This is a genomic window from Pseudomonas sp. P7759 (genome assembly GCF_013386445.1).
In the GTDB taxonomy this organism is placed as follows: Bacteria; Pseudomonadota; Gammaproteobacteria; order Pseudomonadales; family Pseudomonadaceae; genus Aquipseudomonas; species Aquipseudomonas azotoformans_A.
Genome location: NZ_JACART010000058.1, coordinates 1 through 26700, shown reverse-complemented (window position 1 = coordinate 26700; position 26700 = coordinate 1). Strand labels below are relative to the sequence as shown.

29 protein-coding genes are annotated in these 26700 nt (G+C 62.7%); 20 read left to right on the top strand and 9 right to left on the bottom strand.

Translation table 11 applies throughout. The features are described from left to right. The first annotated feature begins 120 nt into the window (after window positions 1-120). From HX823_RS28710 to HX823_RS28695, 4 genes are read left to right on the top strand one after another with little or no spacing between them, the layout of a single operon-like run. On the top strand, window positions 121-864 hold the full coding sequence (locus tag HX823_RS28710) for an SDR family NAD(P)-dependent oxidoreductase (RefSeq protein ID WP_177077971.1): 744 nt from the start codon (window positions 121-123) through the stop codon (window positions 862-864). Between the two features lie 16 nt (window positions 865-880). Then, window positions 881-1282, top strand: a complete 402-nt coding sequence (locus tag HX823_RS28705; RefSeq protein ID WP_038847037.1) for a VOC family protein — start codon at window positions 881-883, stop codon at window positions 1280-1282. After that, entirely contained in the window at window positions 1279-2238 is a 960-nt protein-coding gene (locus HX823_RS28700; RefSeq protein WP_177077969.1) for a trans-acting enoyl reductase family protein, read from the top strand. Before HX823_RS28705 ends, HX823_RS28700 begins: the two co-directional genes overlap by 4 nt. A gap of 20 nt (window positions 2239-2258) precedes the next feature. Further along, a complete protein-coding gene (locus HX823_RS28695) occupies window positions 2259-2723 on the top strand; it encodes a nuclear transport factor 2 family protein (RefSeq protein ID WP_177077967.1) in 465 nt (154 codons plus the stop codon). On the opposite strand, the gene HX823_RS28690 is transcribed toward HX823_RS28695, so the two are convergent. Beyond that, the gene (locus tag HX823_RS28690) at window positions 2720-3586 is read right to left on the bottom strand and encodes an AraC family transcriptional regulator (RefSeq protein WP_095015679.1); all 867 of its coding nucleotides are present in this window, start codon (window positions 3584-3586) and stop codon (window positions 2720-2722) included. The genes HX823_RS28695 and HX823_RS28690 overlap by 4 nt on opposite strands. Before the next feature lie 147 nt (window positions 3587-3733). On the opposite strand from HX823_RS28690, the gene HX823_RS28685 reads away from it, so the two are divergent. Next, window positions 3734-4483 (top strand): SDR family NAD(P)-dependent oxidoreductase, encoded by a 750-nt coding sequence (locus HX823_RS28685; RefSeq protein WP_177077965.1) that lies wholly within the window; start codon window positions 3734-3736, stop codon window positions 4481-4483. Here HX823_RS28685 and HX823_RS28680 read toward each other — a convergent pair. Continuing rightward, entirely contained in the window at window positions 4477-5403 is a 927-nt protein-coding gene (locus HX823_RS28680; protein ID WP_177077963.1) for a LysR family transcriptional regulator, read from the bottom strand. The genes HX823_RS28685 and HX823_RS28680 overlap by 7 nt on opposite strands. Window positions 5404-5533: 130 nt before the next feature. Between HX823_RS28680 and HX823_RS28675 the strand changes: the two genes are divergently transcribed. Continuing rightward, window positions 5534-6283 carry an SDR family NAD(P)-dependent oxidoreductase gene (locus tag HX823_RS28675; protein ID WP_177077961.1) on the top strand — a complete coding sequence of 250 codons (750 nt, stop codon included), beginning with the start codon at window positions 5534-5536 and terminating at the stop codon, window positions 6281-6283. Here the strand turns inward: HX823_RS28675 and HX823_RS28670 are convergent, their stop codons facing one another. Next, window positions 6284-6712: a hypothetical protein gene (locus HX823_RS28670; protein ID WP_038847020.1), complete on the bottom strand. Its 429-nt coding sequence runs from the start codon at window positions 6710-6712 to the stop codon at window positions 6284-6286. A 164-nt stretch (window positions 6713-6876) separates the two neighbouring features. Here HX823_RS28670 and HX823_RS28665 point away from each other — a divergent pair, with 164 nt between their 5' ends. Then, the gene (locus HX823_RS28665) at window positions 6877-7878 is read left to right on the top strand and encodes an ABC transporter substrate-binding protein (protein WP_177077959.1); all 1002 of its coding nucleotides are present in this window, start codon (window positions 6877-6879) and stop codon (window positions 7876-7878) included. On the opposite strand, the gene HX823_RS28660 is transcribed toward HX823_RS28665, so the two are convergent. Next, window positions 7875-8771, bottom strand: a complete 897-nt coding sequence (locus tag HX823_RS28660) for a LysR substrate-binding domain-containing protein (RefSeq protein ID WP_177077956.1) — start codon at window positions 8769-8771, stop codon at window positions 7875-7877. The genes HX823_RS28665 and HX823_RS28660 overlap by 4 nt on opposite strands. Before the next feature lie 172 nt (window positions 8772-8943). On the opposite strand from HX823_RS28660, the gene HX823_RS28655 reads away from it, so the two are divergent. The 7 genes from HX823_RS28655 (at window position 8944) to HX823_RS28625 (ending at window position 15423) form a co-directional block, all read left to right on the top strand. Then, window positions 8944-9891 (top strand): branched-chain amino acid ABC transporter permease, encoded by a 948-nt coding sequence (locus HX823_RS28655; protein WP_177077954.1) that lies wholly within the window; start codon window positions 8944-8946, stop codon window positions 9889-9891. Further along, entirely contained in the window at window positions 9888-10973 is a 1086-nt protein-coding gene (locus HX823_RS28650) for an ABC transporter ATP-binding protein (RefSeq protein ID WP_177077953.1), read from the top strand. The genes HX823_RS28655 and HX823_RS28650 overlap by 4 nt, the downstream gene beginning before the upstream one ends. Then, window positions 10970-11743 carry an ABC transporter ATP-binding protein gene (locus HX823_RS28645; protein ID WP_016977293.1) on the top strand — a complete coding sequence of 258 codons (774 nt, stop codon included), beginning with the start codon at window positions 10970-10972 and terminating at the stop codon, window positions 11741-11743. The genes HX823_RS28650 and HX823_RS28645 overlap by 4 nt, the downstream gene beginning before the upstream one ends. Next, the gene (locus tag HX823_RS28640; RefSeq protein ID WP_177077951.1) at window positions 11736-12452 is read left to right on the top strand and encodes an ABC transporter ATP-binding protein; all 717 of its coding nucleotides are present in this window, start codon (window positions 11736-11738) and stop codon (window positions 12450-12452) included. Before HX823_RS28645 ends, HX823_RS28640 begins: the two co-directional genes overlap by 8 nt. A 63-nt stretch (window positions 12453-12515) precedes the next feature. Beyond that, window positions 12516-13655, top strand: a complete 1140-nt coding sequence (locus HX823_RS28635; protein ID WP_177052173.1) for a branched-chain amino acid ABC transporter substrate-binding protein — start codon at window positions 12516-12518, stop codon at window positions 13653-13655. A gap of 57 nt (window positions 13656-13712) precedes the next feature. Then, window positions 13713-14195 carry an L-2-amino-thiazoline-4-carboxylic acid hydrolase gene (locus HX823_RS28630; RefSeq protein ID WP_177052176.1) on the top strand — a complete coding sequence of 161 codons (483 nt, stop codon included), beginning with the start codon at window positions 13713-13715 and terminating at the stop codon, window positions 14193-14195. Continuing rightward, window positions 14188-15423, top strand: coding sequence for a Zn-dependent hydrolase (locus tag HX823_RS28625; RefSeq protein WP_177077949.1), 1236 nt, complete (start codon window positions 14188-14190; stop codon window positions 15421-15423). Before HX823_RS28630 ends, HX823_RS28625 begins: the two co-directional genes overlap by 8 nt. Here HX823_RS28625 and HX823_RS28620 read toward each other — a convergent pair. Continuing rightward, a complete protein-coding gene (locus tag HX823_RS28620; RefSeq protein ID WP_177077947.1) occupies window positions 15420-16208 on the bottom strand; it encodes a helix-turn-helix domain-containing protein in 789 nt (262 codons plus the stop codon). The two genes, HX823_RS28625 and HX823_RS28620, sit on opposite strands and share 4 nt — an antisense overlap. Before the next feature lie 86 nt (window positions 16209-16294). On the opposite strand from HX823_RS28620, the gene HX823_RS28615 reads away from it, so the two are divergent. The 4 genes from HX823_RS28615 (at window position 16295) to aqpZ (ending at window position 19851) form a co-directional block, all read left to right on the top strand. Next, window positions 16295-17293 carry a bile acid:sodium symporter family protein gene (locus tag HX823_RS28615; RefSeq protein WP_038846999.1) on the top strand — a complete coding sequence of 333 codons (999 nt, stop codon included), beginning with the start codon at window positions 16295-16297 and terminating at the stop codon, window positions 17291-17293. A gap of 86 nt (window positions 17294-17379) precedes the next feature. After that, complete coding sequence (locus HX823_RS28610) at window positions 17380-17739, top strand: type 1 fimbrial protein (protein WP_177077945.1); 360 nt, start codon at window positions 17380-17382, stop codon at window positions 17737-17739. 123 nt (window positions 17740-17862) lie between these two features. After that, on the top strand, window positions 17863-19047 hold the full coding sequence (locus HX823_RS28605) for a sugar transporter (RefSeq protein WP_033896745.1): 1185 nt from the start codon (window positions 17863-17865) through the stop codon (window positions 19045-19047). Between the two features lie 102 nt (window positions 19048-19149). Then, entirely contained in the window at window positions 19150-19851 is a 702-nt protein-coding gene (gene aqpZ, locus HX823_RS28600; RefSeq protein WP_371317988.1) for an aquaporin Z, read from the top strand. A gap of 72 nt (window positions 19852-19923) precedes the next feature. Here aqpZ and HX823_RS28595 read toward each other — a convergent pair whose 3' ends face one another. The 4 genes from HX823_RS28595 to HX823_RS28580 form a co-directional block, all read right to left on the bottom strand. After that, entirely contained in the window at window positions 19924-21123 is a 1200-nt protein-coding gene (locus tag HX823_RS28595; protein WP_177077941.1) for an NAD(P)/FAD-dependent oxidoreductase, read from the bottom strand. A gap of 133 nt (window positions 21124-21256) precedes the next feature. Continuing rightward, entirely contained in the window at window positions 21257-21625 is a 369-nt protein-coding gene (locus tag HX823_RS28590; RefSeq protein ID WP_038846986.1) for a response regulator transcription factor, read from the bottom strand. Window positions 21626-21706: 81 nt separating this feature from the next. Then, a complete protein-coding gene (locus HX823_RS28585; protein WP_177077939.1) occupies window positions 21707-22378 on the bottom strand; it encodes a response regulator transcription factor in 672 nt (223 codons plus the stop codon). Further along, window positions 22375-23913 carry a sensor histidine kinase gene (locus HX823_RS28580; protein ID WP_177077937.1) on the bottom strand — a complete coding sequence of 513 codons (1539 nt, stop codon included), beginning with the start codon at window positions 23911-23913 and terminating at the stop codon, window positions 22375-22377. Before HX823_RS28580 ends, HX823_RS28585 begins: the two co-directional genes overlap by 4 nt. 419 nt (window positions 23914-24332) lie before the next feature. On the opposite strand from HX823_RS28580, the gene HX823_RS28575 reads away from it, so the two are divergent. Then, window positions 24333-25262 (top strand): LysR family transcriptional regulator, encoded by a 930-nt coding sequence (locus HX823_RS28575; RefSeq protein ID WP_305729222.1) that lies wholly within the window; start codon window positions 24333-24335, stop codon window positions 25260-25262. Next, window positions 25262-26680 (top strand): mechanosensitive ion channel family protein, encoded by a 1419-nt coding sequence (locus HX823_RS28570; protein ID WP_177077935.1) that lies wholly within the window; start codon window positions 25262-25264, stop codon window positions 26678-26680. Before HX823_RS28575 ends, HX823_RS28570 begins: the two co-directional genes overlap by 1 nt. The last annotated feature ends 20 nt before the right edge of the window (window positions 26681-26700 follow it).

Here is a 26700-nt window from a genome sequence, read left to right as displayed (position 1 = left end):
TCCGTTGAGCCTTGCGCAAGCAAAAAGCAGAAACAGGCAGGATTGGAGTAGGAACGGCTGCGTGCAAGAGTAGGGTGATGGCTACTGTGGTCACTCAACTTTTCAGCAGTGGAGCAGGCCATGGGCGTTATCGTGATTACCGGAGGCAGCCGTGGGATCGGTGCCAGTACCGCCGAGCTGTGTGCACGTCAGGGGCATGGCGTGATCCTCACCTATAAGCGCAACCCGGATGCGGCACAGGCGGTGGTCCAGCGTATCGAGGCCAGCGGCGGTAACGCTGTTGCGCTGGAATTGGATGTTGCGGCTGTCAGCACATTCCCTGTCTTCCGTGAGGCGGTGACGCACGCCCTGCAGGCCACCTGGGGCGCAAGCACCTTGAGTGGGTTGGTGAACAACGCCGGCTATGGTTTGTTCAACCCCCTTGAGTCGGTGACCGAAGCGCAGTTCGACGGCCTGTTCAATGTGCACCTCAAGGGGCCGTTCTTTCTGACCCAAACCCTGCTGCCGCTGCTGGAAGAACACGCCAGCATCGTCAACCTCACCAGCGCCACCACCCGCGTCGCGACGGCGGGCGTTGCGCCTTACGCGGCGTTCAAGGGCGGCCTGGATGTGCTCACGCGCTACATGGCCAAGGAGTTCGGTGAGCGACGTATCCGTGCCAACGCCGTGTCCCCCGGTGCCATACGCACCGAACTGGGCGGCGGCTTGAACGATGAATTCGAAGCCCTGCTGGCCGGGCAAACCGCCCTCGGCCGTGTAGGCGAACCGGAAGACGTGGCACGGGTTATCGCCCTGTTGCTGTCGGAAGAAGGCCGCTGGATCAATGCCCAGACCGTCGAGGTCGCGGGCGGCTACCTCATCTGAATCAGGAGGCTCCACCATGCTCGATCATCTGTTTATCTCGGTGAGCGATATCCAACGCTCGATCCGCTTCTACGAAGCCACCCTGACGCCGCTCGGCATCACCGCGCGGCATGACTACGACGGCAAGGACGGCCCACCCGGCCACCCGGACCTGAAGGGCTTTGGCGCCCACGGCCGGATGTTCTTCTGGCTGCGCGAAGGCGTGGTGGAGGGGCGAGCGGTGCATGTGGGCTTCGTCGCCAATAACCGCGCCGAGGTGGAAAACGCCTACGCCGCCGCCCTGGCCAACGGCGCCACCGACAACGGCGCACCGGGCGCACGCCTGCACTACGACCCCAACTACTACGCGGCCAACGTGCTTGACCCGGACGGCTACAGCCTCGAATTCGTCTACAAGAACTGGCAGCACACCTCATGAAAACCCTGATGATCTACGGCGCCACCGGCTACACCGGACACATGGCGGCGCAACACGCGAAAACACTCGGACTCAACCTAGTGCTGGCCGGACGCAACGCCGAGCGCCTGGCAGCCCTGGCCAGTGAGTTGGACGCGCCGTACCGCGTGTTCACGGCGGATGCCGCCCAGTTGGACGGGATCGACGTCCTGCTCAATTTCGCCGGGCCGTTCGCCCAGACCGCCGGACCGCTGATGCGCGCTTGTATCGCCAATGGCACTGACTACCTGGACATCACCGCCGAAATCAATGTGTACCGCCTTGCCGAGCAACTCGGCGCTGAAGCGGACGTGATGTTGCTGCCCGGCGTGGGCTGGGACGTGGTGCCCACCGATTGCCTGGCCATGCACGTCGCCAGTCGTGTGCAGCAGCCGCAGTCGATAAAAATCGCCCTGCAGGTACCTGGCGCCATGTCCCGTGGTTCGGCCATGAGCGTCAGCGAGATCATCGGCGCAGGCGTCATGGCGCGCATCGAGGGTGAACTGGTCGCCACACCGGATGCCCAGCCGCAGCACCTGGACTTTGGTGACGGACTCGCACTGTGCGTGCCGCTGTCGTTTGGAGACCTAGTAACCGCCTGGCACTCCAGCGCCATCCCAAATATTTCCATGTTCGTGCACATCACCGGCGAAGCCTTCCCCGAAGGCGACCTGTCGCTGCTGCCCGACGGCCCCACCCAGGCCCAGCGTGAAGCCCACCGCGCACGCGCCGTGGCCGAAGTCACTGGCATCGACGGCTCGGTGGCGCGCTCGGTCATCGAGACCGTCAACGGCTACAGCTACACCCCACTGGCCGCCGTGGAAGCGGCACGCCGTGTACTCGGTGGCGAACGCCGAGTCGGTTTCGAAACCCCGGCCAAGCTGTTCGGCGTAGGCTTTGCCCAGACGATTGCCGGCACCCAGATCATCGATTATTAATCGCCACAGGAATTGCCCCCATGACGTCTACTGAGTTTCAAACCACCGCCGACACGTTCGCGGTGATCGACACCCTGCATCGCTTTGCTGCGGGCATCGACCAGAACGATCCGGCCCTGCTGGCTTCGGCCTTCACTCAAAACGCCGTGTCGGATTTTCGTCCGGCGGCCGCCAAGGCCGGCTTTGAATACCCCGTGCTGGAAGGCCGCGACACCATCGTCGCCGCGCTGTCGGGGGCGCTCAGCCAGCTCGACACCACGCACTCCGTGAGCAACGCGCGGGTGACGCTGGACGGCGACAGCGCCCGCCTGGACGCGCTGGTGGAGGCGCAACATGTGCCGCAAAGCGATCCGTCGCGGCACTACCTGATGAAGAACCGTTATGACGTTGAGTTGGTCAGGGAGGCCAGCATCTGGCTGATCCGGCGGGTGACGGTGGATAACGTCTGGCGTTCCGGTGACATCAGCGTGTTGTCCGGTGTTTAACCCGGCACCTTGAACCGGGCCGCGTCCTTTACCGGCGGTAAACCAAACAGCCGCGCATATTCGCGGCTGAACTGCGAGGCGCTTTCGTAACCCACGGTGAAGGCGATGGACGCCGCATCCAGGGTGTCGAACAGCAGCAACCAACGCGCCCGCAACAGGCGCAAGCGTTTCTGGTACTGAATTGGCGTCATCGCGGTGATGGCTTTGAAGTGCCGGTAGAACGCCGCCACGCTCATGTCGGTCATGGCCGCCAGTGGCTCTACGCGAAAAGGTTCGGTGTAGTGCTGGCGGATCCACTCGGTGGCGCGGCGGATCTGCGCCAGGCGACCATCGGGGCGTGCCATGTCCACCAGGGTTTCGCGCAGCGGACCCTGCAGGACCCGAAAAAGGATTTCCCGCTCGATCAGGGGCGCCAGTACGGCCGCCTCGTTGGGTCGATCCATCAACCGCAGCATACGCAGCCATGCATCCAGCATTTCCTCCGACGCCTGCACCGCCGCGAACCGTTGGGTGCGCGGGCGTTCGGCGGGTTGACGCTCGTCTGCCAGCACGGCAGCAATCATCGAGGGTTCCAGGGTCAGGCTGAGCGCCAGGTACGGCAAGGCGGGTGTCGAGGGATGGACCTGGCCGGTAGCCGGCACCTCCACCGGCACCACGAAGTAACTGGCCGGCCCGTAGGTCGCGACCTGATCGCCGATGGAGAGTGTCTTCGAACCTTGCAGCACCAGGTGCAGCATCGGCTGATACACCTGATCCGCGCACGCTTCGGCGCGCACCATCGCCACGCGAGGCAGGCCGGTGTCGGTCCATTTGTTGTCGGCGCGCATCACAAGGCGGCGCAGTTCATCCAGGTCGTCGTTCATGCAGCGACCTTGAGCCAGGTCGACGGGCAAAGCAAGCCGGCTGAGAAGAATAGGCAAGCATGGGAGAAGAACCGGCAACCGGCATTCCTATGGGGGGCCGAATACTGGTGGCAAGCGACATCACTCAACCTTGGGAAGACCAGAATCATGAAGCTCGACGGAAAAATTGCAGTGGTCACCGGTGCCTCGAAAGGCATCGGCGCAGGGATCGCAAAAGGCTTGGCGGCAGCCGGCGCGACCGTGGTGGTCAATTACGCCACCAGTCAAACAGACGCCGACGCAGTGGTTGCGCATATCCAGCAGCACGGCGGCAAAGCGATCAGTGTGCAGGCGGACATGAGTGTGGGCGCCGACGTTACGCGGCTGTTCGCAACGGTCGGTGAGCAATTCGGCACGCTGGATATCCTGGTCAACAACGCAGGCGTCGCGGTGTTCCAGATGATTGAAGACCTGACCGAAGAGGCCTTTCACAAACAGTTCAACCTCAACGTGCTGGGCTATCTGCTGGCGGCGCGCGAAGCGGTGAAGTTGCTGGGGCAGGGCGGCAGCATCATCAACATCAGCTCGATCCTCAGCACCGACCCCTACCTGGCTTCCAGCGTGTACTCGGCCACCAAGGGCGCGGTGGACACGCTGACCTTCGCCCTGGCGCGGGAATTGGGGCCGAAGGGGATCCGGGTCAACTCGATCCTGCCGGGCCATACCAACACGCCGGCCACCGATGGCAATTTTGCCGGCGAATTTGGCCAGTCGCTGATCGCCGGTACGCCCCTTGGGCGCTTTGGTGAGCCGGAAGATATCGCGCCGCTGGCTGTGTTCCTCGCCTCCGATGAGGCTCATTGGGTGACCGGCGAATCGATCCGGGCTTCCGGTGGTGTGCGGGGTGTGGGTTACTGACGGTCTGATCCTTGCCGCACATGAGGGTGTGCGGCAAACAACTCTACCAGCCACTCCACAAACACCCGCACCCGTGCACTCAGATGCCGGTTGGGCATGTACACCACCGACAATGGATTGGGCGCCGCTGACCATTCGTGTAACACCGGCACCAGTGCGCCCGAATCGATGTGCGGTTGCACCATGAAGCGCAACGTGTGGAGTATTCCCAGTCCGGCCAGGCCTGCCGCCAGGTAGGCGTTGCTGTCGTTGACCGCCACGAAATGCCGACCCTCCACCGCAACTTTTTCCTCTCCGTGTGACAATTCCAGTCTGTTTTGCTTGCCGCTGCCGGGGAAAAAATAGCGCACCAGCGTGTGGCCCTCTTCCAGTTCTGCAGGGTGGCTGGGTATCCCGTGGGCTGCCAGGTAAGTCGGTGTGGCACAGGTGACAAAGTCCAGGCTGCCCAAACGTCGTGCGATCAATGCCGAATCTGCCAAGTGCCCACCCCGGATCACGCAGTCGATGCTTTCACTGGCCAGGTCGGCGGTACGGTCGCTGGCGCCGATATCGATCTGGATCTTCGGATAACGCGCATGAAAATCGCGCAGGGCCGGGATCACCAGCAACGTGGCGATGGAAGTGCCCATGTCGATTCGAAGCCTGCCACTGGGCTGGTTGCGGGATACGGCCATGTCTGACTCGGCTTCCAGCCATTGGTCCAGCACTCGGCTCATGCGGGCATGATAGGCGCTGCCTTCCGGGGTCAGCGTCACCGTGCGGGTGGTGCGGTTGAGCAACCTCACCTGCAAGTGAGACTCCAGCGCCTGCATCATCTTGGTCACGGCATTGGGGTGCACCTGCAACTGTGCGGCGGCTTTGACAAAACTGCCGGTCTCCACGATGCGTAGAAACGCCTGTACGGCCTGGAAGTAGTCCATGGAGCCTCGCAGATTGTCACTGGTTGAGTGATACGGAATACAGAAATGCAGCGTTTATCACTTAAGTTGAAGAGATTACCTTGATTTACGGTTCGCAACCCGTGAATCGACCGTTTTTCAAGGAATCACCATGACCCAGTCTCTCAAAGGTAAAGTCGCATTGGTCACCGGTGCGTCTCGCGGTATCGGCGCCGCCATCGCCCTGCGCCTGGCCGCTGATGGTGCAGACGTTGCGTTCAGTTACTCCCGCTCCGCCGAGCGTGCGCAGGCCGTGTTGCGTGGGATCAAGGCCTATGGGGTGAAGGGGCTTGCCGTCGCGGCGGATCAAGCTGATGGTGGGGCGGTTGCCGCATTGGTCAGGACCGTGCATGAACACTTCGGGCGCCTGGATATCCTGGTCAACAGCGCCGGCGTCTTTAGCATGGGTGTGGTGGGCGATCCCGCGGCCGATACAGTCGCTTTGGACCGCCAGCAAGCGATTAACCTGAATGGCGTGGTGGCCGCAGTACGCGCTGCCGTGCCACTGATGGCCGATGGCGGTCGCATCGTATCGATCGGCACCATGTTTGCCAGTCGAGTACCTTTTGCCGGTGTCGGGGACTATGCCGCCAGCAAGGCAGCCGTGGCGGCGTACGGCCGCGCCTGGGCACGGGACTTGGGGCCGCGCGCAATCACGGTGAACACTGTACAGCCGGGGCCCATCAACACCGAAATGAACCCAGAGACCAGCGATATGGCGCCGCTGGTCAAGCAGATGACCGCATTGGGGCGTTATGGCCAGCCGGAAGAAATCGCCGGAGTGGTGGCGTTTTTGGTCGGTGCGGACGCCGCCTATATCACCGGTGCCACGCTGAATGTCGACGGCGGTCAGAACAGCTGATCATGCCGCCTGCGGTTGAACCTGCAACACCCCCTCTACCTCCTTGACCAACCCACTGGCCAAAAACAGCGGTGCCAGGCGTTTGTGCAGTTGCGGTTCGACAAACTCCTTCACCGTGTCCAGTGCCAGCACACCGCTCAATGGCAGCTCGGCCTTGGTGTACGACAACCAGGCTTTCTTCAACGCTTGCAACACATCGCTGCCCGCCGTGGTGGCGAAGCGGCGGTGGGTGGGTTTGCCGTCGAAGGTGAAGGTGTGCTGGAACTCATAGCCGGTTTCATTCCCTTGGCTGGCCGTGCAGCGGATGCAGCTGCATGGGCCGTCGCCGAAGGCGCTGCGCAGGTAGGCGTTGAAGTCCACCACGGGTTTGAGTGACAGGCGCTTATCCACCTCGAACAGGTCCCCGGTCATTTTTTCGTCAGTGTTCAACGTCCATTTCCTCGCAGTGTGCGGCAGGTTTTCAAAGCGCGGCACGATACCAGCCGAACGCCCGTTTGTGGGTTATTTGCATAACAATAGATCCCGATATTCTTTTCCTGTCTTAAAAATCGCCGCTAGGCTCCATCACCTTCTTAAAAACCCGGCAGACTCCTATGACGTTCAAGCGTTCTTCCCTGACCTTGCTGGCCGCTGCAACCGCCTTGATCAGTATCGGTGCCCAGGCCGAAGGCAAGATCAGCATCGCCCAGCAATTCGGGATCGGCTACCTGATCCTCGACGTGGTGCGCGACCAGCACCTGATCGAAAAGCACGGCAAGGAACAGGGCCTGGACATCCAGGTGGAGTGGAACAGCATTTCCGGCGCCACGGCGATGAATGAGTCGCTGCTGGCGGGTGCGTTGGACGTGGTCTCGGCCGGGGTGCCGCCGATGCTCACCCTTTGGGACCGCACCAAGGGCAAGCAGAACGTCAAGGCCATCGCTTCCCTTGGCTCGATGCCCAACTACCTGCTGACCAACAACCCCAACGTGAAGACTCTCAAGGACTTCACCGAAAAAGACCGGATCGCCGTGCCCGCCGCCGGCGTCGGGTTCCAGTCGCGCACGCTGCAGATCGAGACCGCCAAGCAGTTCGGCGATGCCAACTACAAGAAGTTTGACGACATCTCCATCAGCCTGGCTCACCCGGACGCGACCGCTGCGCTGATTGCCGGCGGCTCGGAGATCAATTCGCACTTCTCTAGTCCGCCGTTCCAGTACCAGGAACTGTTGAATCCCAACGTGCACAAGGTGCTCAGTTCCTACGACATCCTGGGCGGGCAGGCGACGTTCAACGTGCTCTACACCACGCAGAAATTCCACGACGAAAACCCCAAGACCTACAAAGCGTTCTATGACGCGCTGGCCGAGGCCGAGAAAATTATCAAGGCCGACAAACCGGCTGCGGCCAAGGCCTATATTCGCGTAGAACAGTCGAAGTTGCCGTTGGACCTGGTTGAAAAAATTGTTCAGGACCCGGAAATCGACTTCACCATCGTGCCGCAGCGCACTTACATCTACGCCGAAAAATTGCAGGCACTCGGTGTGCTGAAAAACAAGGCCGCCAGCTGGAAGGACTACTTCTTCGAAGAAGCCCATGGCGGCAATGGCAGCTAACCGGCAATCAAGCTGCGCTTGATCCAGTCATACAAGTCATTCCCCTCGCTCGACAATTCACTGTTGGCCCGCCGGCACAGGTAGTACTGGCGGCCATCATTGACCTCCCGTTCAAACAACTTCACCAACACGCCACTGGCTACCAGGGGCGCCACCAACGGCTCGCGCAGCAAGGCGCAGCCGAGGCCGGTGAGCGTGGCGGTGAGCGCCAGTTGGCCGTCTTCCAACAACAGCCCATTCAGCGCCGTGGTGTCCACGTCGGCCGCTTCGAACCACTGGCCCCAGGTGCCGCGTTCTTCGTCGTGCAGCAGTGGCAGCTGGCTCAACGCCTCGGGCGAGTCGATGGGGCCATGTTGCGCCAGGAAATCGCGGCTGCAATAGGGCGTCACCGCGCCGGAGATCAGCGGCTCACTGTGATAACCCGGCCAATGCCCGGTGCCGAAGCGGATCGACAGGTCGGCCGCATCGCTGGGGTAACTGCGGTGGTTGGCGTAGGTCACGTTGATGTCCAGCGCCGGGTGGTCCTTCAGAAAGTCCGCCAGGCGCGGGATGAACAGGTTGATGCCAAACAGCGGGATCAGGCTGATGGTCACCTGGCGCGTGGCGCTTTTTTCGCGCACGTGCTCGGTGGCGCTGCGCAGTACGGCGAAGGCCGAACGAATCGCGCGGTAGTACTCGCGGCCTTCATCGGTGAGTACCAGGTTGCGGCCCTGACGCAAGGTCAGTGGCTGTTGCAGGAAATCTTCCAGCAAGTGCAGTTGATGGCTGATGGCCGAGGCGGACACGTCCAGCTCGCGCGCGGCGGCATTCACGCCGCCATGGCGCGCGAACGCTTCGAAGGTGCGCACGGCACGCAGGGGAGGGTCGTTGGCTAATTGTTCTGATTTATTCATGTGTTGAATTAAATACTAACTTTTAATCTGAATAAAGAGCCATAAGTGCCGTATTTTTGGCATAAAAGGCCTGTTATTCGTTTGATATATGCATATGACTTTCTGATATTTGATAAAAACAGAATAGATGCTTAGTGTGCCGCCCTTGCACGCACTGAGGTTTCTGGTCCTGATGGATGGGTTTATCCAACAACTGCTCAATGGTTTGATGACGGGCAGTCTCTACGCGCTGGTGGCCCTGGGTTACACCATGGTCTACGGCATTTTGCGCATCATCAACTTTGCCCACGGCGACGTGTTGATGATCGGCGCGTTGGTGGGGTTGTCGGTGATCCGCCTGGTGCAGGCCGCCTGGCCTGCGCTGCCGCCAGTACTGGTGCTGCTCTGTGCAACCCTGGTGGCCATGGCGTTTTGCGCGGTACTCGCGGTGGTCATTGAACGCGTCGCCTATCGCCGCCTGCGCCATGCTCCGCGCCTGGCGCCCCTGATCAGCGGGATTGGCGTGTCGCTGTTGCTGCAAACCATCGCCATGCTGGTCTGGACCCGTAACCCGCAGATGTTCCCGCAACTGCTGCCGCTGGCGCCGATTGAAGTACTGGCTGGTGCCTCGGCGCACCCGGCGATTACCAACGTCACGGCGTTGGCCACCATCGCCATCGCCTTGTCGGTGATGGTTGCGCTGCTGGTGCTGGTGGAGCGCACGCGCTTCGGCCGGGCCATGCGTGCCGTGGCGGAAAACCCCCAGGTCGCCAGCCTGATGGGCATCAGCCCCAATCGGATTATCGTCATCACCTTCGCCATCGGCGGCGCCCTGGCAGCACTCGCCGGGATCATGATGGCCAGCAACTACGGCAGCGCGCATTTCTACATGGGCTTCCTGCCCGGTATCAAAGCCTTCACCGCAGCGGTCCTGGGCGGCATCGGCAACCTCAAGGGCGCCATGCTCGGCGGCCTGCTGCTGGGGCTGATCGAAGCCCTGGGCACCGGTTACCTGGGTGCGGCCACCAACGGCGTGTTCGGCAGTAATTACCAGGATGTGTTCGCCTTTATCGTGTTGATCGCGGTGCTGGTGTTCCGTCCTTCCGGGCTGTTGGGCGAACGTTTGGCGACCCGCGCATGATCACGTCTCTCTCTCCCAATAAACGCGCCAGCCTTGGCTTGCTGCTGTTCGCCGTGGCTCTGGTATTGGCGCCTTGGATCGTCGGGCATGCCGGCGGCAACACCTGGGTGCGTACCCTGGACTTTGCCCTGCTGTACATCATGCTCGCCCTTGGCCTGAACATTGTGGTCGGTTACGCCGGGCTGCTGGACATGGGCTTCATCGCGTTTTACGCGGTGGGCGCCTACCTGGCCGCGTTGCTCTCGTCACCCCATTTGCTGCAACAGTTCCCGGCATTGGCCGCGCTGTTGCCGGCAGGGATGCACACCTCGATCTGGCTGATCTTGCCGTTGGGCGCACTGCTCGCTGCCGGTTGCGGCGTGGTGCTCGGCGCGCCGACCCTACGCCTGCGCGGCGATTACCTGGCCATCGTGACCCTGGGCTTTGGCGAAATCATTCGCATCCTGCTGCGCAACCTTGATCGCCCGGTGAATCTCACCAACGGGCCTAAAGGCATTGCCCAGGTCGATCCGGTCAACCTGCTGGGCGTGAACCTCGGTCGCACCCAGGAGCTGTTCGGCCTGCGCCTGCCGTCGGTCTACCTCTATTACTACCTGTTTGCTGCGCTGGTGGTGCTGATTCTGTTTGCCTGCATCCGCCTGGAGCGCTCGCGCATCGGCCGCGCCTGGGTGGCGATCCGTGAAGACGAAGAGGCGGCCCAGGCCATGGGCGTGAATACCGTGCGCCTCAAGCTGTTGGCGTTTGCCATCGGTGCGGCGTTCGGCGGGGTGAGCGGGACGCTGTTCGCTTCGTTCCAGGGTTTTGTTTCGCCGGAGTCCTTCACCCTCAACGAGTCCATCGCCGTGTTGGCCATGGTGGTGCTGGGTGGCATGGGCCATATCCCCGGCGTGATCCTCGGCTGCGTGCTGTTGGCGGCCTTGCCCGAAGCCTTGCGCGCCAGCATGGGCCCGCTGCAGCAGGCGCTGTTCGGCCAGGTGCTGGTGGACCCGGAAATCATCCGCCAGTTGTTTTACGGCCTGGCGCTGATTCTGGCGATGCTCTACCGACCGGCCGGGCTGTGGCCCAAAGGAGTGGCACGATGAACGCACCGCTGTTGCAGATAGACCAGGTCAACAAGCACTTCGGCGGCGTTGCGGCGCTGACCGATGTGAGCCTGAGCATCCAGCCCGGTGAGATCTACGGGTTGATCGGTCCGAACGGCGCGGGCAAGACCACGTTCTTCAATGTGATGACCGGCTTGTACACCCCGGACTCCGGGCGCTTCCAGCTCGATGGTCGTGACTACCAGCCCACCAGCGTGCATCAGGTGGCCGAAGCCGGTATTGCCCGTACGTTCCAGAATATCCGCCTGTTCAATGCCATGAGCGCCCTGGAAAACGTGATGGTCGGGCGCCATGTGCGCACCCGCAATGGCCTGTGGGCGGCGTTGAGTCGTCACCGCCGCGCGCAGGAAGAAGAGGCGCAAACCCGTGCCCATGCCCACCGTTTGTTGGCGTATGTAGGCCTGGCCGGCTTTGCCCATTACCGCGCCGACAGCCTCAGCTACGGCCATCAACGCCGCCTGGAAATCGCCCGCGCCCTGGCCACCGAGCCACGCTTGCTGGCCCTGGATGAACCGGCGGCGGGCATGAACGCCAGCGAGAAAGTGCAACTGCGCGGCCTGCTGGAAAAGATCCGTGACGACGGCCACACGCTGTTGCTGATCGAACATGACGTCAAGCTGGTGATGGGCGTATGCGACCGCATCAGCGTGCTCGACTACGGCCAGGTCATCGCCGTCGGCCCACCCGCCGAAGTGCGTCAGCATCCGGCGGTGATCCAGGCCTATCTGGGAGCCAGTGCGCATGTCTGAAGCCTTGTTGAACGTCGAGGGCTTGCAGGTGCGCTACGGCGCCATCGAAGCCGTCAAATCCCTGGACCTGCATATCGCTGAAGGCGAGCGTGTCACGCTGATCGGCGCCAATGGCGCGGGCAAGTCCTCCAGCCTCAAGGCCCTGACCGGCTTGCTGCCGGCGACCAAGGGGTCGATCCATTTTGCCGGGCAATCGATTCTCGGCCAGGCCCCGGAACACCTGCTGCGCCAGGGCATCGCCATGGTCCCTGAGGGCCGTGGGATTTTCGCGCGGATGAGCGTGTTGGAAAACCTGCAGGCTGGCGCCTTTTTGCGCCGCGATAACGAGCAAGTACGGCGCGAAATGCGCCAGTTGTTCGAACACTTCCCGCGCCTGGAAGAACGCCTGCACCAGTCCGCCGGGCTGCTGTCCGGTGGTGAGCAACAGATGCTCGCCCTGGCCCGTGCGCTGTTGTCACGCCCGCGCTTGTTGATCCTGGACGAACCGTCCATGGGCTTGGCACCGATCATGGTCGAGAAGATTTTCCAGGTGATCGACGACGTCTGTCGCCAGGGCATGACCCTGTTGCTGGTTGAACAGAACGCACGGCTGGCGCTGCAAGTCACCGACCGAGCCTACGTGATGGACACCGGGCGCATCACCTTGACCGGCCCTTCCCAGGATTTGCTTGAACACCCCGAGGTGCGCAGTGCTTACCTCGGCGAATAAAACCATGACGCTACCGGACGCCCGGCGTGTTCCGACCCGCCCGACACTTAGCAGGAATAACCCATGAACACCTTGAAGAAAACCGCATTGATCGGCCTGGCCCTGAGCAGCCTGGCCAGCGCCGTGGCCCAGGCCGACCAGACTGTGTTGATCGGCCTCGCCGGCCCGCTCACGGGCCCGTCGGCCCGGATCGGCAAGGACCTGGAAAACGGCGCGCAACTGGCCATCGACCAGGCCAACGCCAAGCACCCGAAGATCAACGGTGAAGCCGTGACCTTCAAGCTGGTGTCCGAAGACGACCAGTCCGACCCACGCACCGCCGTCACCGTGGCCCAGCGCCTGGTCGACGAGGGCGTGGTGGGCGTGGTCGGCCACTGGAACACCGGCACCAGCATCCCGGCGGCACGGGTTTACCACGACGCGGGCATCGCCCAGGTGGCGCCGGTGGCTACCGGTCACGCTTACACCCAGCAAGGGTTCGACACCAGTTTCCGCATCATGGGCCACGACGATGATGGCGGTCGGGTCGCCGGCGACTATGCCCTGAAAACCCTCAAGGCCCAGCGTATCGCCGTGATCGACGACCGCACCGCCTTTGGTCAGGGCCTGGCGGACCAGTTCGTCAAATCCATCGAAGCCGGTGGCGCCAAGGTGGTGTCCCGCGAATACGTGGACGACAAGACCATCGACTTCAGCGCCGTGCTGACCAATATCCGCAGCCAGAACCCGGACCTGATCTTCTTCGGCGGCGTCGACGCCCAGGCTGCACCGTTGGCCCGTCGCATCAAGCAACTGGGGATCAAGGCGCCGTTGATGGGCGCCGGTGGTTTCGTCAGCCAGACCTTCCTGCAATTGGCGCAGAACGAAGGCGAAGGCGTGATCGCCCTGGAGCCGGGCCTGGCGATTGCGCAGATGCCGGGCGGCAAGGCATTCGAGCAGGCTTACAAGGAGCGCTACAAAACCAACATCGAGCTGCACGCGCCGTTCGCCTACGACGGTGTAGGCGTGCTGGTGGCGGCTATCGAGAAAGCAGATTCGGTGGACCCACAGAAATACCTGCCGGTGCTGCGCGCCATCAGCTATGAGGGCGTGACCGGCACCATCGCCTTTGACGGCGAAGGCAACTTGAAGAAACCGACGTTCACCGTTTACCAGGTCAAGGCCAATCAATGGCAGCCGGTGAGCGTGGCAGGCGGTCAATAATCGTATTGTCGGGTGCCTGTTGGGCACCCGGTTCTGTGGAGCTGATGGAGGCACACAATGAGCAAACTGGAAGGTGAACTGGGCATCCTCGCCCGGCGGCGCATCGAGGCCGAAATCATCAAGCCGATCTACGAGATCCTCAAGCGCGAACAGGGCAAGGACTTTGCCGCTGCCGTGATCGGTGAAGCCGTGGGCAATGCCGCGATCCAGGCCGGCAAGCATTTTGCGTCGCTGGAAGAGCAGGGCGCTGACCTCAAGAGCTTCGTCGAGCTGCAAGTGCTGTGGGAGAAGGACGACGCGCTGAAGGTCGAGATCATCGCCAGTGACGCCGACCACTACGACTACGACGTCAAACGCTGCCGCTACGCCGAGATGTACCACGAGATGGGCCTGGGCGAGATCGGCCACCTGCTGTCGTGCAACCGTGACGAGTTGTTTATCGTCGGCTACAACCCTGACATCCAGTTGACCCGCACCCAAACCATCATGGGCGGCGATCACCGTTGTGACTTCCGCTATCGGGCCAAACCCCATGAGTAAGCTGGCGCGTGTGAACGGCGAACGCCTGTGGGCTTCGCTGATGGAAATGGCGCAGATCGGCGCCACCGAAAAAGGCGGCGTATCACGCCTGGCGCTGACCGACGAAGACCGCCGTGGCCGCGACCTGTTCGTGCAGTGGTGCGAGGCGGCCGGTTGCAGCATCCGCGTGGACGCCATGGGCAATATCTTCGCCCGTCGCGCAGGGCGCTTCGACGATTTGGCCCCGGTGATGACCGGTTCCCACGGCGACTCCCAGCCCTTTGGCGGCAAGTACGACGGCATCTACGGCGTGCTTGCGGGCGTGGAAGTGCTGCGCACCCTGAATGACTTGGGCATTGAGACCGACCGGCCCATCGAAGTGGTCAACTGGACCAACGAAGAAGGCTCACGCTTTGCGCCGGCGATGATTTCGTCGGGCGTCTACGCGGGCGTGTTTGACCTGGAATACGGGCTGTCCCGTGAAGACAAAGCCGGCGTGACCATTGGCCAGGCGCTGCAGCAAATCGGCTACGCTGGCACCGAGCCGGTGGGCGGCCAAGCCATCCACGCCGCGTTCGAACTGCATATCGAACAAGGCCCGATCCTCGAAGCGCAGGGCATTACCATCGGCGTGGTCACCGGCGCCCAGGGCCAGCGCTGGTACGAAGTGGAACTGAGCGGCCGCAGCGCCCACGCGGGCACCACGCCCATGGACCACCGCCTGGATGCCTTGCTCGGTTTTGCCCGGGTGGTCGAGGCCGTCAACGGGTTGGGCCTGGAGCAGGGCGCCGAAGGGCGGGCCACGGTGGGCATGGCGAATATCTTCCCCAACTCACGCAACGTGGTGCCGGGGCGGGTGTTTTTCAGTGTGGAATTCCGTCACCCCGATGAAGCGGTCTTGGCACGCCAGGACCAGCAGTTGCGTGATGCCGTGGCGCAGATTGCCGACGGCATTGGCTTGCAGCACAGCGTGAAGCAGATCTTCCAGTACGCGCCGATTGCCTTTGATGCGGGCTGTGTCGAAGTCGTGCGTGCGTCGGCGCAGGCGTTGGGCTATAGCCATCGGCCGATGATTTCCGGCGCCGGGCATGATGCCTGCTACCTGAACCGGGTGGCGCCGACGGCGATGATCTTTGTACCCTGTGTGGATGGGTTGAGCCATAACGAGGCGGAAGACATTTCCCAGGAATGGTCGACGGCGGGGGCGGATGTGTTGCTCCAGGCGATGCTGGCAAAGGCCTCTGCCTAGCGAAAGAACTCACCCGGCGTCGCCTCGAACTGCTGGCGAAATGCATTGATAAACGCCGAGGTGGATTCATACCCACACCCCAGCGCCACATCCGTCACCCGCTCGCCCTGCTCCAGGGCGGGCAGGGCGGTGAGCAATCGCAAACGCTGGCGCCACGCGCGAAAGGTCAGCCCGGTGTCGCTCAGGAACAAGCGGCTGAGGGTCTTCTCGCTCACCCCCAGCTTCTGGCTCCACTGGCCCAAGGTCGTCTGCTGCTCCGGGTGTGAATTCATGCTGCGGTAGATCTGGCGTAAACGCGGGTCCAGCGGCAGCGGCAGCATCAGGTCGACTTGCGGCGCCGCCGCCAGTTGGTCCAGTACCACTTGGGCCAGGCGCCCATCCGGTCCATCCTCGGCATATTCCACCGGCAGTTCGCTGAAACTGCGGATCAACTCCCGCAGCAAACTGCTTACCTCCAGCACATGGCAGCGCTCATCCGCCCAGGCGGTGACGCTGCAATCCAGGTACAGGCTGCGCATCTCCGTGTGGGGCGAGCTGAACACGCGGTGCGGCATACCGGCCGGAATCCACACCGCGCGCTGAGGCGGCGCGACGAAGCGGCCGACGCTGGTCTGGATCTCCAGCACCCCGGAAATCGCGTAGGACAATTGCACCCACGGGTGGCTGTGGCGACGGGTCAACGCACGATTGGGCAAGGATTCGGTGCGTCCGTACACCGGCCGTGGCAGGCTGGAAAGCCCAGGCACACTGCGGCGGACGATCTTATCATGTCCTTTAGGCGGCATTTACTGGCTCATTGGCGTTAGTCGGTAACAAGCCGTTACGTTAGAGTCGCGACGACGCTCTTGGCAACCCCCGGAAGATCCTGCTTATGACTCGCCCCCGTTTTCTGCCCGACAACTTCACCCTGACGCTGATCGCCACGGTGATCCTCGCTTCCCTGCTGCCCGCCAGCGGCCAGACCGCCGTGGCCTTCGGCTGGGTCACCAACCTTGCGATTGCGCTGCTGTTCTTCCTGCACGGCGCCAAGCTGTCGCGCCAGGCGATTGTTGCCGGTGCCGGGCACTGGCGCCTGCATTTGTTGGTGTTCAGCCTGACCTTCGTGCTGTTCCCGCTGCTGGGCCTGGCGCTAAAGCCGGTGTTGTCGCCGCTGATCGGCAAAGACCTGTACATGGGCATGCTCTACCTCTGCGCCCTGCCGGCCACGGTGCAATCGGCAATTGCGTTTACGTCGCTGGCGCGGGGCAATATCCCGGCGGCGATTTGCAGTGCGGCGGCGTCCAGCCTGTTCGGGATCTTCCTCACGCCATTGCTGGTGACCCTGTTGCTCAACGTGCACGGCGAGGGTGGCTCAACCGTCGACGCGATCCTGAAGATCAGCGTGCAATTGCTGTTGCCATTCATCGCCGGGCAGATTGCCCGTCGCTGGATCGGCGAGTGGGTCGGCCGCAATAAATCCTGGCTGAAGTTCGTTGATCAGGGCTCGATTCTGCTGGTGGTCTATGGCGCGTTCAGCGAAGCGGTCAACGAAGGCATCTGGCACCAGATCCCGTTGTGGGAGCTGGGTGGGTTGGTGGTGGCGTGCTGCGTGTTGCTCGCCTTGGTGCTGGTGGCCTCGACCGTGCTGGGCAAGGCCTTTGGCTTCAATCAGGAGGACCGCATCACCATCCTGTTCTGTGGTTCGAAGAAGAGCCTGGCAACCGGTGTGCCGATGGCCCAGGTGTTGTTCGCCGGGGCAACCATGGGCGTGTTGATTTTGCCGCTGATGCTGTTCCACCAGATCCAGCTGATGGTCTGCGCGGCGTTGGCCCAGCGTTATGCCAAGCGGCCGGAAAGCATTCCAGAAATGATGGGGCAGGTGGATCCTTGATCTACGTCACAGCCTTTGCCGAATAAGCTCAAGTAAACGCCGGGCCAGACGACTACCTTCTTAACTACCCAAGAAGGAGCGTCGACATGAACGTTAAACGTTTGTCACTGGTTACCGGCGTTCTTGCGGTATGGGCGGGGGCTTGCCTGGCGGCGCCCTCAGGCGTCATTCAATTTCACGGCAGTATTGTCGAGCCCAGTTGTAATTCGGCTGCGCCGGGTGGGTCGACGGTGGAACTCAAAGGCTGCCCCCAGGCCCTGCGTGGCAGCCAGTTGGCGGTGCAACCGGTGGGCACGGTGAAGGCGCTGGGCACTGCGCAGGCTAACGTCAAGTTGGTCGCCGACAGCCGTGATGGGCGCTATTACGACCAACGGTATGTGCTGGTGGACGCCCTCGGCAAGCCCATTCAATCGGGGGCCTACGTGGTCACCCTGAGCGCGCCGTGATGGGGTTGAGGTTGTTTTGAGCCGGATCGGCGTCAACAGCCGCGCCAGAAACCTATAGAATGCTCGGCGGCGGCGCTTGTCCTGGGTGGCCGTCTGATCATCGTCCGAGTACCGCGCCCTTCAATGAGCATTTCAGCCGCAACGCCCCAAGCCAACTGGCAACCGGTCATCGCCCTCGCGTTGGCCGCCTTTGTGTTCAATACCACCGAATTCGTGCCCGTCGGGCTGCTCAGCGCCATCGGTGCCAGCTTCGACATGCCCGTGTCCAGCGTCGGCCTGATGCTCACCATCTACGCCTGGATCGTGTCCCTGACCTCGCTGCCGGTGATGCTGCTGACCCGCAACGTCGAACGGCGCAAGCTGCTGATCGTGCTGTTCTGCATGTTTATCGTCAGCCACATCCTTTCCAGTGTCGCCAACAGCTTCGGCCTGCTGATGATCAGCCGTATTGGCATTGCCTTGTCCCACGCCCTGTTCTGGTCGATCACCGCGTCCCTTGCAGTGCGCCTGGCGCCGGAAGGCAAGCAGGTGCAAGCCCTCGGCCTGTTGGCTACCGGTACTTCTTTGGCGATGGTGTTGGGTATCCCGTTGGGCCGCCTGCTGGGCGAAGCCATGGGCTGGCGCACCACGTTCCTAGTGATCGGCGCGTTCGCCGCCGCCCTGGTGTTCTGGCTGGCGCGCACCTTGCCGCTGCTGCCGAGCCAGAATTCCGGCTCCCTGCGCAGCCTGCCGCTGCTGTTCAAGCGCCCGGCGCTGGTGGCGTTGTACGTGCTCACGGCCATGACCGTGACCGCGCAATTCACGGCCTACAGCTACATCGAACCCTTCGTCGAAGGCGTCGCCGGCATGAGCGGCAGCGCGGTCACCCTGATCCTGCTGGTGTTCGGCGGCGCGGGCATCATCGGCTCGCTGCTGTTCAGCCTGGTGCACCGATTCAACCCGCACCTGTTCGTGGTCGGCGCGGTATTCATCCTCGCCGCGTGCCTGGCGCTGCTGCTGCCGTTGAGTGGTGCAGAATCCTACCTGGTGGTGTTGAGCGTGTTCTGGGGGATGGCGATCATGGGTTTTGGCCTGGCAATGCAATCCAAGGTACTGGTGCTGGCCCCGGATGCGACTGACGTGGCTATGGCGATGTTTTCCGGCATCTACAACATCGGCATCGGCGGCGGCGCCCTGATGGGCAGTTGGGTCGGCAGCCAGTTTGGCTTCGCCTGGATCGGCGCGGCAGGTGGGTTGCTGGCGGCGCTGGCGTTGATTGGGTATTGCCTGGCGATCCGCCGATTTGGGCAGGGTGTCGTAACCCGATAAAACAGGACAAGTCTTACACAGCAATTTGATACCCATTGCTACCGTCCCCCACGACCGCCCACGGTCTGTGGTGACGGCACTTGAACAGCAATGGAGTCGATTGTGCAAAAGCGTTTGACCGCCGAGTTTATCGGTACTTTCTGGCTGACGTTCGGCGGCTGTGGCAGCGCCATCCTGGCGGCGGCTTTCCCGGAACTGGGTATTGGGTTTGTCGGCGTTTCGCTGGCGTTCGGGCTCACGGTGCTGACCATGGCCTATGCGGTAGGCGGTATTTCCGGTGGGCATTTCAACCCGGCGGTGACCCTGGGTTTATGGGCGGGGCGGCGTGTGGCCGGCGGTGATGTGCTGCCGTATATCGCGGCGCAAGTTGCCGGTGCGATGGGCGCGGCAGCGGCTTTGTACCTGATTGCCAATGGGCAGCCGGATTTCACAGTGGGTGGGTTTGCAGCCAACGGTTATGGTCCATTGAGCCCTGGTCACTTCGACATGAAGGCCGCGTTGCTCGCGGAGTTCATCGCCACGTTTTTCTTCTTGTTCATCATCATGCGTGTGACCGCACCGGGCGCGGTGCCTGGCTTTGCGCCGATTGCGATTGGCTTGGCGCTGGCGCTGATACACCTGGTGTTGATCCCGGTGACCAATACTTCGGTGAACCCGGCACGCAGCACCGGGCCGGCGTTGTTTGCCGGGGGCGAGTACCTGGCGCAGCTTTGGCTGTTCTGGCTGGCGCCGATGGTGGGCGGGGTGATGGGGGCCTTGGCGGCGCGTTCGTTGGGTGAGGGCGATAAAAAAACGCCCGCCTAAACATCATCGGCGGGCGCTCGGGAATGACCGGGTCAGCAAGGAGTGAGCTGGCCGGTGTAGGGAGTACGGAGATCAGGCCACCGGAATCAACGGGTCCGCCGCCGCCAGCGCCACGGTGCGATCAGCGGCCGGAGGGTAGATCCACACGGTGTTGATCTGGTGCTTGAGGTCCTTGGCTTCCTGGCCGACCAGTTTCAGCTGGCGGTCCCAGCCTTCGGTGAACACCGCGCCCCAGGCGCCGAGGTCGAGGCAGGTCACGTACTTGGGCTGGCTGTAGGTCATCGGCGCGACGCCGATCAGGTCGGCGGCGACGTTGTTGCCGGCATAACGGCCCAGGGCGATGGCGTGCTGGCAGGACATGCCGGCGAAGTTGCCCAGGTCATCGGTCGCGGCGTAGGCCACGTCGCCAGCGGCGAACACGTCAGCCTGGCCCTTGACCTTGAGGTTGCCGTCCACATGCAGGCGGCCCTGGGGATCGCGGGTGCCGCTGACCTGTTCGGTGAGCGGGTTGGCGCGAAAACCGATGGTCCAGATTACAGTGCTGGATTCGATCCGTTGCCCATTCGCCAGGGTCACGCCGCCGGCATCCACCGAGGCGACAGAAGTGTTAAGCACCCAATCCAGGCCCAATTCGGTGCTCGCTTCGATGATCGAGGGACGAATGCCATCGCCCATGGACGCGGCGATCTGCGGGCCACGGTCAACCACCACGACGCGAATGTCAGCCTTGTCACCCAGTACTTCACGCAGGCGCGCCGGCATTTCGGTGGCGGTCTCGATACCGGTAAAACCACCCCCGGCGACCACCACGGTATTGCGAGCTGCGCTGTCAGGCAGGTTCTTCAAGGCCTTGATATGCGCTTCGAGGCGCGTGGCGTCTTCGATCTGGTCCACATCGAAGACATGCTCTATGCCTGGCATCTGCGGACGATTCAGGCGGCTGCCGGCGGCCAGCACCAAGCGGTCGTACTTGATCGTAGTCGAAGTGCCGCTTACGTCGCGGTAGGTCACTTGCTTGCCGTTTTCATCGATGCTGTCCGCCGCGCCTTCAATGAACGTCACGTTCACCGCGTCGAACAACGGGCCCAGCGGCGCCATCATGGTGTGCACATCGGGCTCGTAGAAACGTGGGCGGATGCGCAGTTCCGGTTGCGGGGCGAGCAAGCTGATCTGCACGTCGTTGCGGTCATGTTTGTCCAGCAGGCGGGCCGCGCTCAACGCGCTCCAGACACCACCGAACCCTGCGCCAATAATAAGAATGTGCTGTTTCATGGTTTGCTCCTGGAGAGGCGTTGTTGCGTGAGTGGGACTGTGTGGAGCCAGACTATCCAGGTGGCCTGCCTTGAACACTTCTACCTAGGGTCAATGCAGGCATGCGTAGGTGTGAGGCGGCTATACCAAGGTATTAGCGGCCCAGCACATCGGCGAGGCAGGCCATCAGTTGGGCGCAGGAAAACGGCTTGGGAAAGAATGCAATCGGCGGCGGCAATGCCGGGTCGATACTGGGCGGCGGGCCGGGGTAGCCGGTGATAAAAATCACCGGCAGTGAGACGCCATCGGCATGCAGGGTTTCGTAGAGCTGGATGCCGGTGAGGCCAGGCATCTGGATGTCGCTGATCAGGCAGGCGGTGGTGCGGGGGGCATCGGAGCCGAGAAAGGCTTCGGCATTCGCATAGAGCCGGACGCTGTAGCCGTTGGAGCGCAGCAGCCCATCCAGTGCCAGGCGAACGGACTCATCATCATCGACGATGGCAATTATCTTCGTGTCGGACATTTCGTTACCTGGAGGCTATCGGGCTGCACATGGAAGCAACCCGCCATCACCCCACGATACGCCGTCCACACCGGCAACATACTATACGTGCGTATACCCAACCTGCTGCTTGACCGGGATGCCGAGGGCCTGGGCCATACGTACCAGATCAGCGAAAGAGCGCGCGAGCATCTTGCGCATCGCCTGGCCGCGATGGATCTTCACGGTGATTTCACTCAGGCCGATTTCGCCGGCAATCTGCTTGTTCATCAGGCCGGAAACCGCCAGTGCCATCACCGTTTGCTCGCGGGGGGTGAGGGTGGCGTAGCGGCTGCGCAGTTCATCATCGCCGCGCTCGGCTTCACGCCGCGCCTTGTCCTTGGCGTGGGCGGCGCACACCGCGTCGATCAGGTCCTGCTCGCGGAACGGCTTGGCCAGGAAGTCCACGGCACCGGCTTTCATCGCGCGCACGGTCATGGCGATATCGCCGTGGCCGGTCATGAACACGATGGGCAGGTTGATCCGCGCCGTCACCAATTCATTCTGAAAATCCAGGCCGCTGGTGCCTTGCAGGCGTACGTCGAGCACCAGGCAACTGGGCAGGTCGGGGCGTGGGAAATGCATGAACTCGGCGGCCGAAGCAAACAGCTGGACCTGCAGGCCCACCGAGCGCAAAAGGCTGCCGAGGGATTCGCGCAGCGGGCGATCATCATCGACGATATACACCCAGGGTTCCTGGCTGATCACGCGGTTCATCGGGTGAAGGTCGTTCATGGGGCCTCCTTGGCCAACAGTGGCAGTGAGCAGGTGAATGCGGTGCCCTCGCCGGGCGTGCTGGCGGCCCAGAGACGGCCGCCGTGGAAGTCGATGATCGAACGGCAGATCGACAGGCCCATGCCCAGGCCGTCGGGCTTGGTGGTGAAGAAGGGTTGGAACAAGGTCGGCAGGTCCTTGGCGTCAATGCCGATGCCCTGGTCGGCCACTTCGAGCAGGACATTGTCGCCGTCTACCCAGGTGCGCACCCGCAGCAGGCGCTGGCGCGGGGCAACGGTTTCCATGGCGTGGCAGGCATTGATGATCAAGTTGATCAGCACCTGTTGCAGCTGCACGCGGTCGGCGTTGATCTGTGCGTCGAGCACGCCCAGTTCCACGCGGCTGCGCACTTTATGGCGCGACAGTTCGTGCTGCACCAGGCCCAGGGTTTCGTTGACGATGGCGTCCAGCGACTCGGGTTTGCGCAGCGGGTCGCACTTGCGTGACAGCGCGCGAATGCGGCTGATCACCTCACTGGCGCGGCAGGCGCTGGAGACGATGCGGTCCAGAGACTGGCGGGCTTCATTGAGGTCGGGTTCGGCGCGGTCAAGCCAGCGCCGACAGGCTTCGCCACTGCTGGTGATGGCGGTCAGCGGCTGGTTCACCTCATGGGCAATCGAGGCGGCCAATTCGCCCAGGGAAGTGATGCGGGTGACGTGAGCCAGTTGGCTCTGCGCATGGAACAACGCCTCTTCGGCGAGCTTGTCGGCAGTGACGTCCTTCACCGCGCCCAGGTATTCGAAATGCCCACGGCTCTCGACGGGGCTGGCGATCATATGCAGGTGCTTGACGCGCCCATCCGGCATCAGCAGGCGGTGCTTGACCTCGATCAGCGGCACGCGGTTCAGGGCCTTGGCGAAGACCTCGCGGGCCAGGTGACGGTCGTCGGGATGGGTGCGCTCCAGCACCATCGCCGCCGTGGGCGTCTGCTGGTGTGGGTATTCGAAGATCCGCGCCAATTCCTCGGACCAGGACATGGCATCGCTGTCGCCACGAAAACTCACGCTGCCGGTCTGGCTCAGGCGCTGGGCGCCCACCAGGTAGGCCTCGTTGTGCCGCAGGCTGTCCGCCGCGTACTTGCTGCGCAGGGCAAGAAAAGTGATGGCTGACAGCGCCGTGAGGCAGCGGAAGAACCCGGTGATCGATTCCCAACGTTCATAGTTGCCGTTGTAGAGAAACAGCGCAGTAAGCAGCGCGATGGAAAACAGCGCGACGCCAATCACCACATTGATTGAAAAGAGGTTGGCCGCCATCAACAGCAGCGTGATGTACAGCAGCGTCGGCGCCCAGTCGGTGTGGGTTTCGGAGTTGATCACGAAGATGCCGCAGGCCACGACCAGCCCGACCACCCAGCCCAGGGCGTTGATCGCTGGGGTCGGGCTGATGCCGAACGAGGCGCGTGCGTGGGTCTGTCGGGGGGTGAATACCAGCCGGTCCCAGAGGCCGGTCAACCACGACTGTTCGCGGCGCGCGCTCGCGGGAACGGTAATTTTCATGGCGTTCGGGCACTCCGTTGGTGTTATCGGGGGTGGAGCAGGGGTCACTTACTTTAAAAGCATCCGTTCTCACCGAGTAGGACACAAAACCCTGAAATCCTGCCAAGCCCTCTCTGTTGCAAGCAGCGCGCTCCTTGTGGTGAGCGAGCTTGCTCGCGCTGGGGCGCGAAGCGGCCCCAAAACCAGGCCCTAGGGTTTATCTGGAAAAATGCGGTGGTCTTACTGGGGCCGCTTCGCAGCCCAGCGCGAGCAAGCTCGCTCACTACAAAAAGCCCACTCCCCACAGAGAATGTTTTCCATTCAGAGCCCTATACGCAGGTATGACCACCTTGACCCCAGGTAGGAGTGACGCCCGGCCCGCGCCGCCATAACCTGAGGCCTCTCACTCCTCTCCAAGGCCCTGCGGCCGGGTGGCTAACATGATGAACAGAAATGACCTGCGTCGTGCTGACATCAATCTGCTGGTGGTGTTCGAGTCGATGATGCACGAGCGCAATGTCAGCCGGGTCGGCGAGAAATTGTTCCTCGGCCAGCCGACCATCAGCAGTGCCCTCGGCCGCTTGCGGTTGATGTTCGATGACCCGCTGTTCATTCGCGCTGGGCGGCTGATGCAACCCACGTCGCGTGCCGAGGAAATCTTCAGCAATCTCGGCCCGGCGCTGGACAGCATTGCGGCGGCGCTGAGTCGCTGCCAGGCGTTCAACCCGGCGACCAGCGAGGCCACCTTTCATATCGGCCTGTCCGACGACGTGGAATACGCCTTGCTGCCCAGCCTGTTGCGGCGCCTGCGCATCGAGGCGCCCAACATGACCCTGGTGGTGCGCCGTGCCGATCACTGGCAGATGTCGCAACTGCTCACCAGTGGCGAGATCTCCCTGGGCATCAGCCACACCCAGGAACTGCCGGCCAATGCACGCCGCAAAAGCCTGCGGCCGATGCGTCCGATGCTGCTGCGCGCCGATCACCGGCCAGGGGACGTGGGACTGGACGAGTTCTGCCAGCGGCCCCACGCGGTGGTGTCGTCCATGGGCAATGTGATCGATGACTCCGACCGTGCCCTGGGCCTGATCGGTCGCCAGCGCAAAGTGGTGCTCACCGTGCCGCAGTTCAGCGCGTTGCCGGTGCTGCTGGCCGACAGCGACATGCTCGCCATCGTGCCCGACTATGTGGCGCGCGCCATGGCCGGAGTCGGTGGCCTTCGTGCGCAGTGTGCGCCGCTGGATTTGCCTGAGCAGGAGTTGGCGCTGGTGTGGCGCGGCACCACCCATAACGATCCGGGGGAGCGCTGGTTGCGGGCGCGCTGCAGTGTGTTCCTGGGCGAGCCGGTGGTGCTCGCGGTGGCCAGCTGATGAACCTCTACACCCATCCCTTGCTGCTCGGCGGCGTGCTGATCCTGCTGGACCTGGTGTTGTGGCAAGGCCTTGGCCCGGCGCGGCGTACCTTGCGCAGCGGATTGCGGGTGCTGGTGTTCGCGCTGTTTTGCTGGGTCATGGTGGCGGCCGGCATCAGCCCCTTGCAGCCACCGCCTTGGCCGGAAGACGCGGTGCTCAACCTGATGGCGACCGTGCTGGGCATCGGCTGGTGGTTGTTCACTGCACGCACCCTGACCGTGATCCTCGGCCACGGCCTCACCACTCGTGTGGGGCAGAGCGCGCGCCTGCTGCATGATGTGCTGGGGGCGGTGATCTTCCTGGTCGCCATCGTCGGCGCAGCGGCCTATGTGCTGCAACTGCCGGTCAAGGGCCTGCTGGCGACCTCGGGCGCCATGGCGATCATCCTCGGCCTGGCGCTGCAAAGCACTTTGAGCGACGTGTTCAGCGGCATCGTGATCAACACCACCAAGCCCTATCAGATCGATGATTGGGTCAGCATCGATGGGGTTGAGGGCAAGGTGCTGGACATCGATTGGCGTTCTACTCATTTGCAGACGGAAGCGGGCAGCACCGCTGTGGTGCCCAATTCCCTGGCGGCCAAGGCCAAGATCCTCAACCACAGCCGGCCGGGCGGGGCGCATGGCGTCAGCGTCAGCCTGGCGGTGCCCAGCGGCATCGCGCCTCGCCTGGCACTGGAGGCCTTGGAAAAAGCCTTGCAGGGCACTCACGCCTTGCTGCCGGGGCCCAAGGTCTCGATCAAAAGCTCGCAACTGGAATTCAACGAGTACGAACTCAAGGGCTTCGTCGCCTCACGCTCAGCGCGCAGCGGCGTGCGCAACCTGATGTTTGACCTGGCTCATCGACACCTTGAAGCGGCTGGGTTGACCTGGGGTGAAGGCTCCAACACCAAGGCTTGGAGCCGCCAGCGGCAATTGCTGGAGGAAGTCCGGGTGATGCGTGCCCTCAGCCTTGAGGAACGCGACCGCCTGGCCGAGGCCATGACCCCCGTGGACTTCCAGGCCAATCAGGTGCTGTTGGCCTTCGATGAAGTCGCCGATAGCCTGATGATCATCGCCACGGGCGTGGTATCGGTAGCGATCCATGATGGTGATCGCGTGGTCGAAGCCGGTCGCATGGGCCCCGGCGAAGTGATGGGTGAGGAGGGCATCTTGGCGGACGGGCGATCCCGTGGGCAATTTCGCAGCCTCACCAGCGGGCGGTTGTTCCGCATCGAAAAATCACTGCTGGGCGCGCAGTTGCAGCACAGCAGTGATTTGTTGATGGCATTGGACCGGTTGCAGCATCAGCGCGAAGACATCCGTGATGCGGTGGTGCTGAAGAAGCCTGCGCCGGCCAAGAAGAGTGGTTTGCTGCGGTGGCTCCAAAAACACTGATTGTAGTGAGCGGGCTTGCC

What these genes read in the sequence shown, in the direction of transcription:
- HX823_RS28710 (WP_177077971.1), top strand. Translation starts at nt 121, where the DNA reads ATGGGCGTTATCGTGATTACCGGAGGCAGCCGTGGGATCGGTGCCAGT.
- HX823_RS28705 (WP_038847037.1), top strand. Translation starts at nt 881, where the DNA reads ATGCTCGATCATCTGTTTATCTCGGTGAGCGATATCCAACGCTCGATC.
- HX823_RS28700 (WP_177077969.1), top strand. Translation starts at nt 1,279, where the DNA reads ATGAAAACCCTGATGATCTACGGCGCCACCGGCTACACCGGACACATG.
- HX823_RS28695 (WP_177077967.1), top strand. Translation starts at nt 2,259, where the DNA reads ATGACGTCTACTGAGTTTCAAACCACCGCCGACACGTTCGCGGTGATC.
- HX823_RS28690 (WP_095015679.1), bottom strand. Translation starts at nt 3,586, where the DNA reads ATGAACGACGACCTGGATGAACTGCGCCGCCTTGTGATGCGCGCCGAC.
- HX823_RS28685 (WP_177077965.1), top strand. Translation starts at nt 3,734, where the DNA reads ATGAAGCTCGACGGAAAAATTGCAGTGGTCACCGGTGCCTCGAAAGGC.
- HX823_RS28680 (WP_177077963.1), bottom strand. Translation starts at nt 5,403, where the DNA reads ATGGACTACTTCCAGGCCGTACAGGCGTTTCTACGCATCGTGGAGACC.
- HX823_RS28675 (WP_177077961.1), top strand. Translation starts at nt 5,534, where the DNA reads ATGACCCAGTCTCTCAAAGGTAAAGTCGCATTGGTCACCGGTGCGTCT.
- HX823_RS28665 (WP_177077959.1), top strand. Translation starts at nt 6,877, where the DNA reads ATGACGTTCAAGCGTTCTTCCCTGACCTTGCTGGCCGCTGCAACCGCC.
- HX823_RS28660 (WP_177077956.1), bottom strand. Translation starts at nt 8,771, where the DNA reads ATGAATAAATCAGAACAATTAGCCAACGACCCTCCCCTGCGTGCCGTG.
- HX823_RS28655 (WP_177077954.1), top strand. Translation starts at nt 8,944, where the DNA reads ATGGATGGGTTTATCCAACAACTGCTCAATGGTTTGATGACGGGCAGT.
- HX823_RS28650 (WP_177077953.1), top strand. Translation starts at nt 9,888, where the DNA reads ATGATCACGTCTCTCTCTCCCAATAAACGCGCCAGCCTTGGCTTGCTG.
- HX823_RS28645 (WP_016977293.1), top strand. Translation starts at nt 10,970, where the DNA reads ATGAACGCACCGCTGTTGCAGATAGACCAGGTCAACAAGCACTTCGGC.
- HX823_RS28640 (WP_177077951.1), top strand. Translation starts at nt 11,736, where the DNA reads ATGTCTGAAGCCTTGTTGAACGTCGAGGGCTTGCAGGTGCGCTACGGC.
- HX823_RS28635 (WP_177052173.1), top strand. Translation starts at nt 12,516, where the DNA reads ATGAACACCTTGAAGAAAACCGCATTGATCGGCCTGGCCCTGAGCAGC.
- HX823_RS28630 (WP_177052176.1), top strand. Translation starts at nt 13,713, where the DNA reads ATGAGCAAACTGGAAGGTGAACTGGGCATCCTCGCCCGGCGGCGCATC.
- HX823_RS28625 (WP_177077949.1), top strand. Translation starts at nt 14,188, where the DNA reads ATGAGTAAGCTGGCGCGTGTGAACGGCGAACGCCTGTGGGCTTCGCTG.
- HX823_RS28620 (WP_177077947.1), bottom strand. Translation starts at nt 16,208, where the DNA reads ATGCCGCCTAAAGGACATGATAAGATCGTCCGCCGCAGTGTGCCTGGG.
- HX823_RS28615 (WP_038846999.1), top strand. Translation starts at nt 16,295, where the DNA reads ATGACTCGCCCCCGTTTTCTGCCCGACAACTTCACCCTGACGCTGATC.
- HX823_RS28610 (WP_177077945.1), top strand. Translation starts at nt 17,380, where the DNA reads ATGAACGTTAAACGTTTGTCACTGGTTACCGGCGTTCTTGCGGTATGG.
- HX823_RS28605 (WP_033896745.1), top strand. Translation starts at nt 17,863, where the DNA reads ATGAGCATTTCAGCCGCAACGCCCCAAGCCAACTGGCAACCGGTCATC.
- HX823_RS28595 (WP_177077941.1), bottom strand. Translation starts at nt 21,123, where the DNA reads ATGAAACAGCACATTCTTATTATTGGCGCAGGGTTCGGTGGTGTCTGG.
- HX823_RS28590 (WP_038846986.1), bottom strand. Translation starts at nt 21,625, where the DNA reads ATGTCCGACACGAAGATAATTGCCATCGTCGATGATGATGAGTCCGTT.
- HX823_RS28585 (WP_177077939.1), bottom strand. Translation starts at nt 22,378, where the DNA reads ATGAACGACCTTCACCCGATGAACCGCGTGATCAGCCAGGAACCCTGG.
- HX823_RS28580 (WP_177077937.1), bottom strand. Translation starts at nt 23,913, where the DNA reads ATGAAAATTACCGTTCCCGCGAGCGCGCGCCGCGAACAGTCGTGGTTG.
- HX823_RS28575 (WP_305729222.1), top strand. Translation starts at nt 24,333, where the DNA reads ATGATGAACAGAAATGACCTGCGTCGTGCTGACATCAATCTGCTGGTG.
- HX823_RS28570 (WP_177077935.1), top strand. Translation starts at nt 25,262, where the DNA reads ATGAACCTCTACACCCATCCCTTGCTGCTCGGCGGCGTGCTGATCCTG.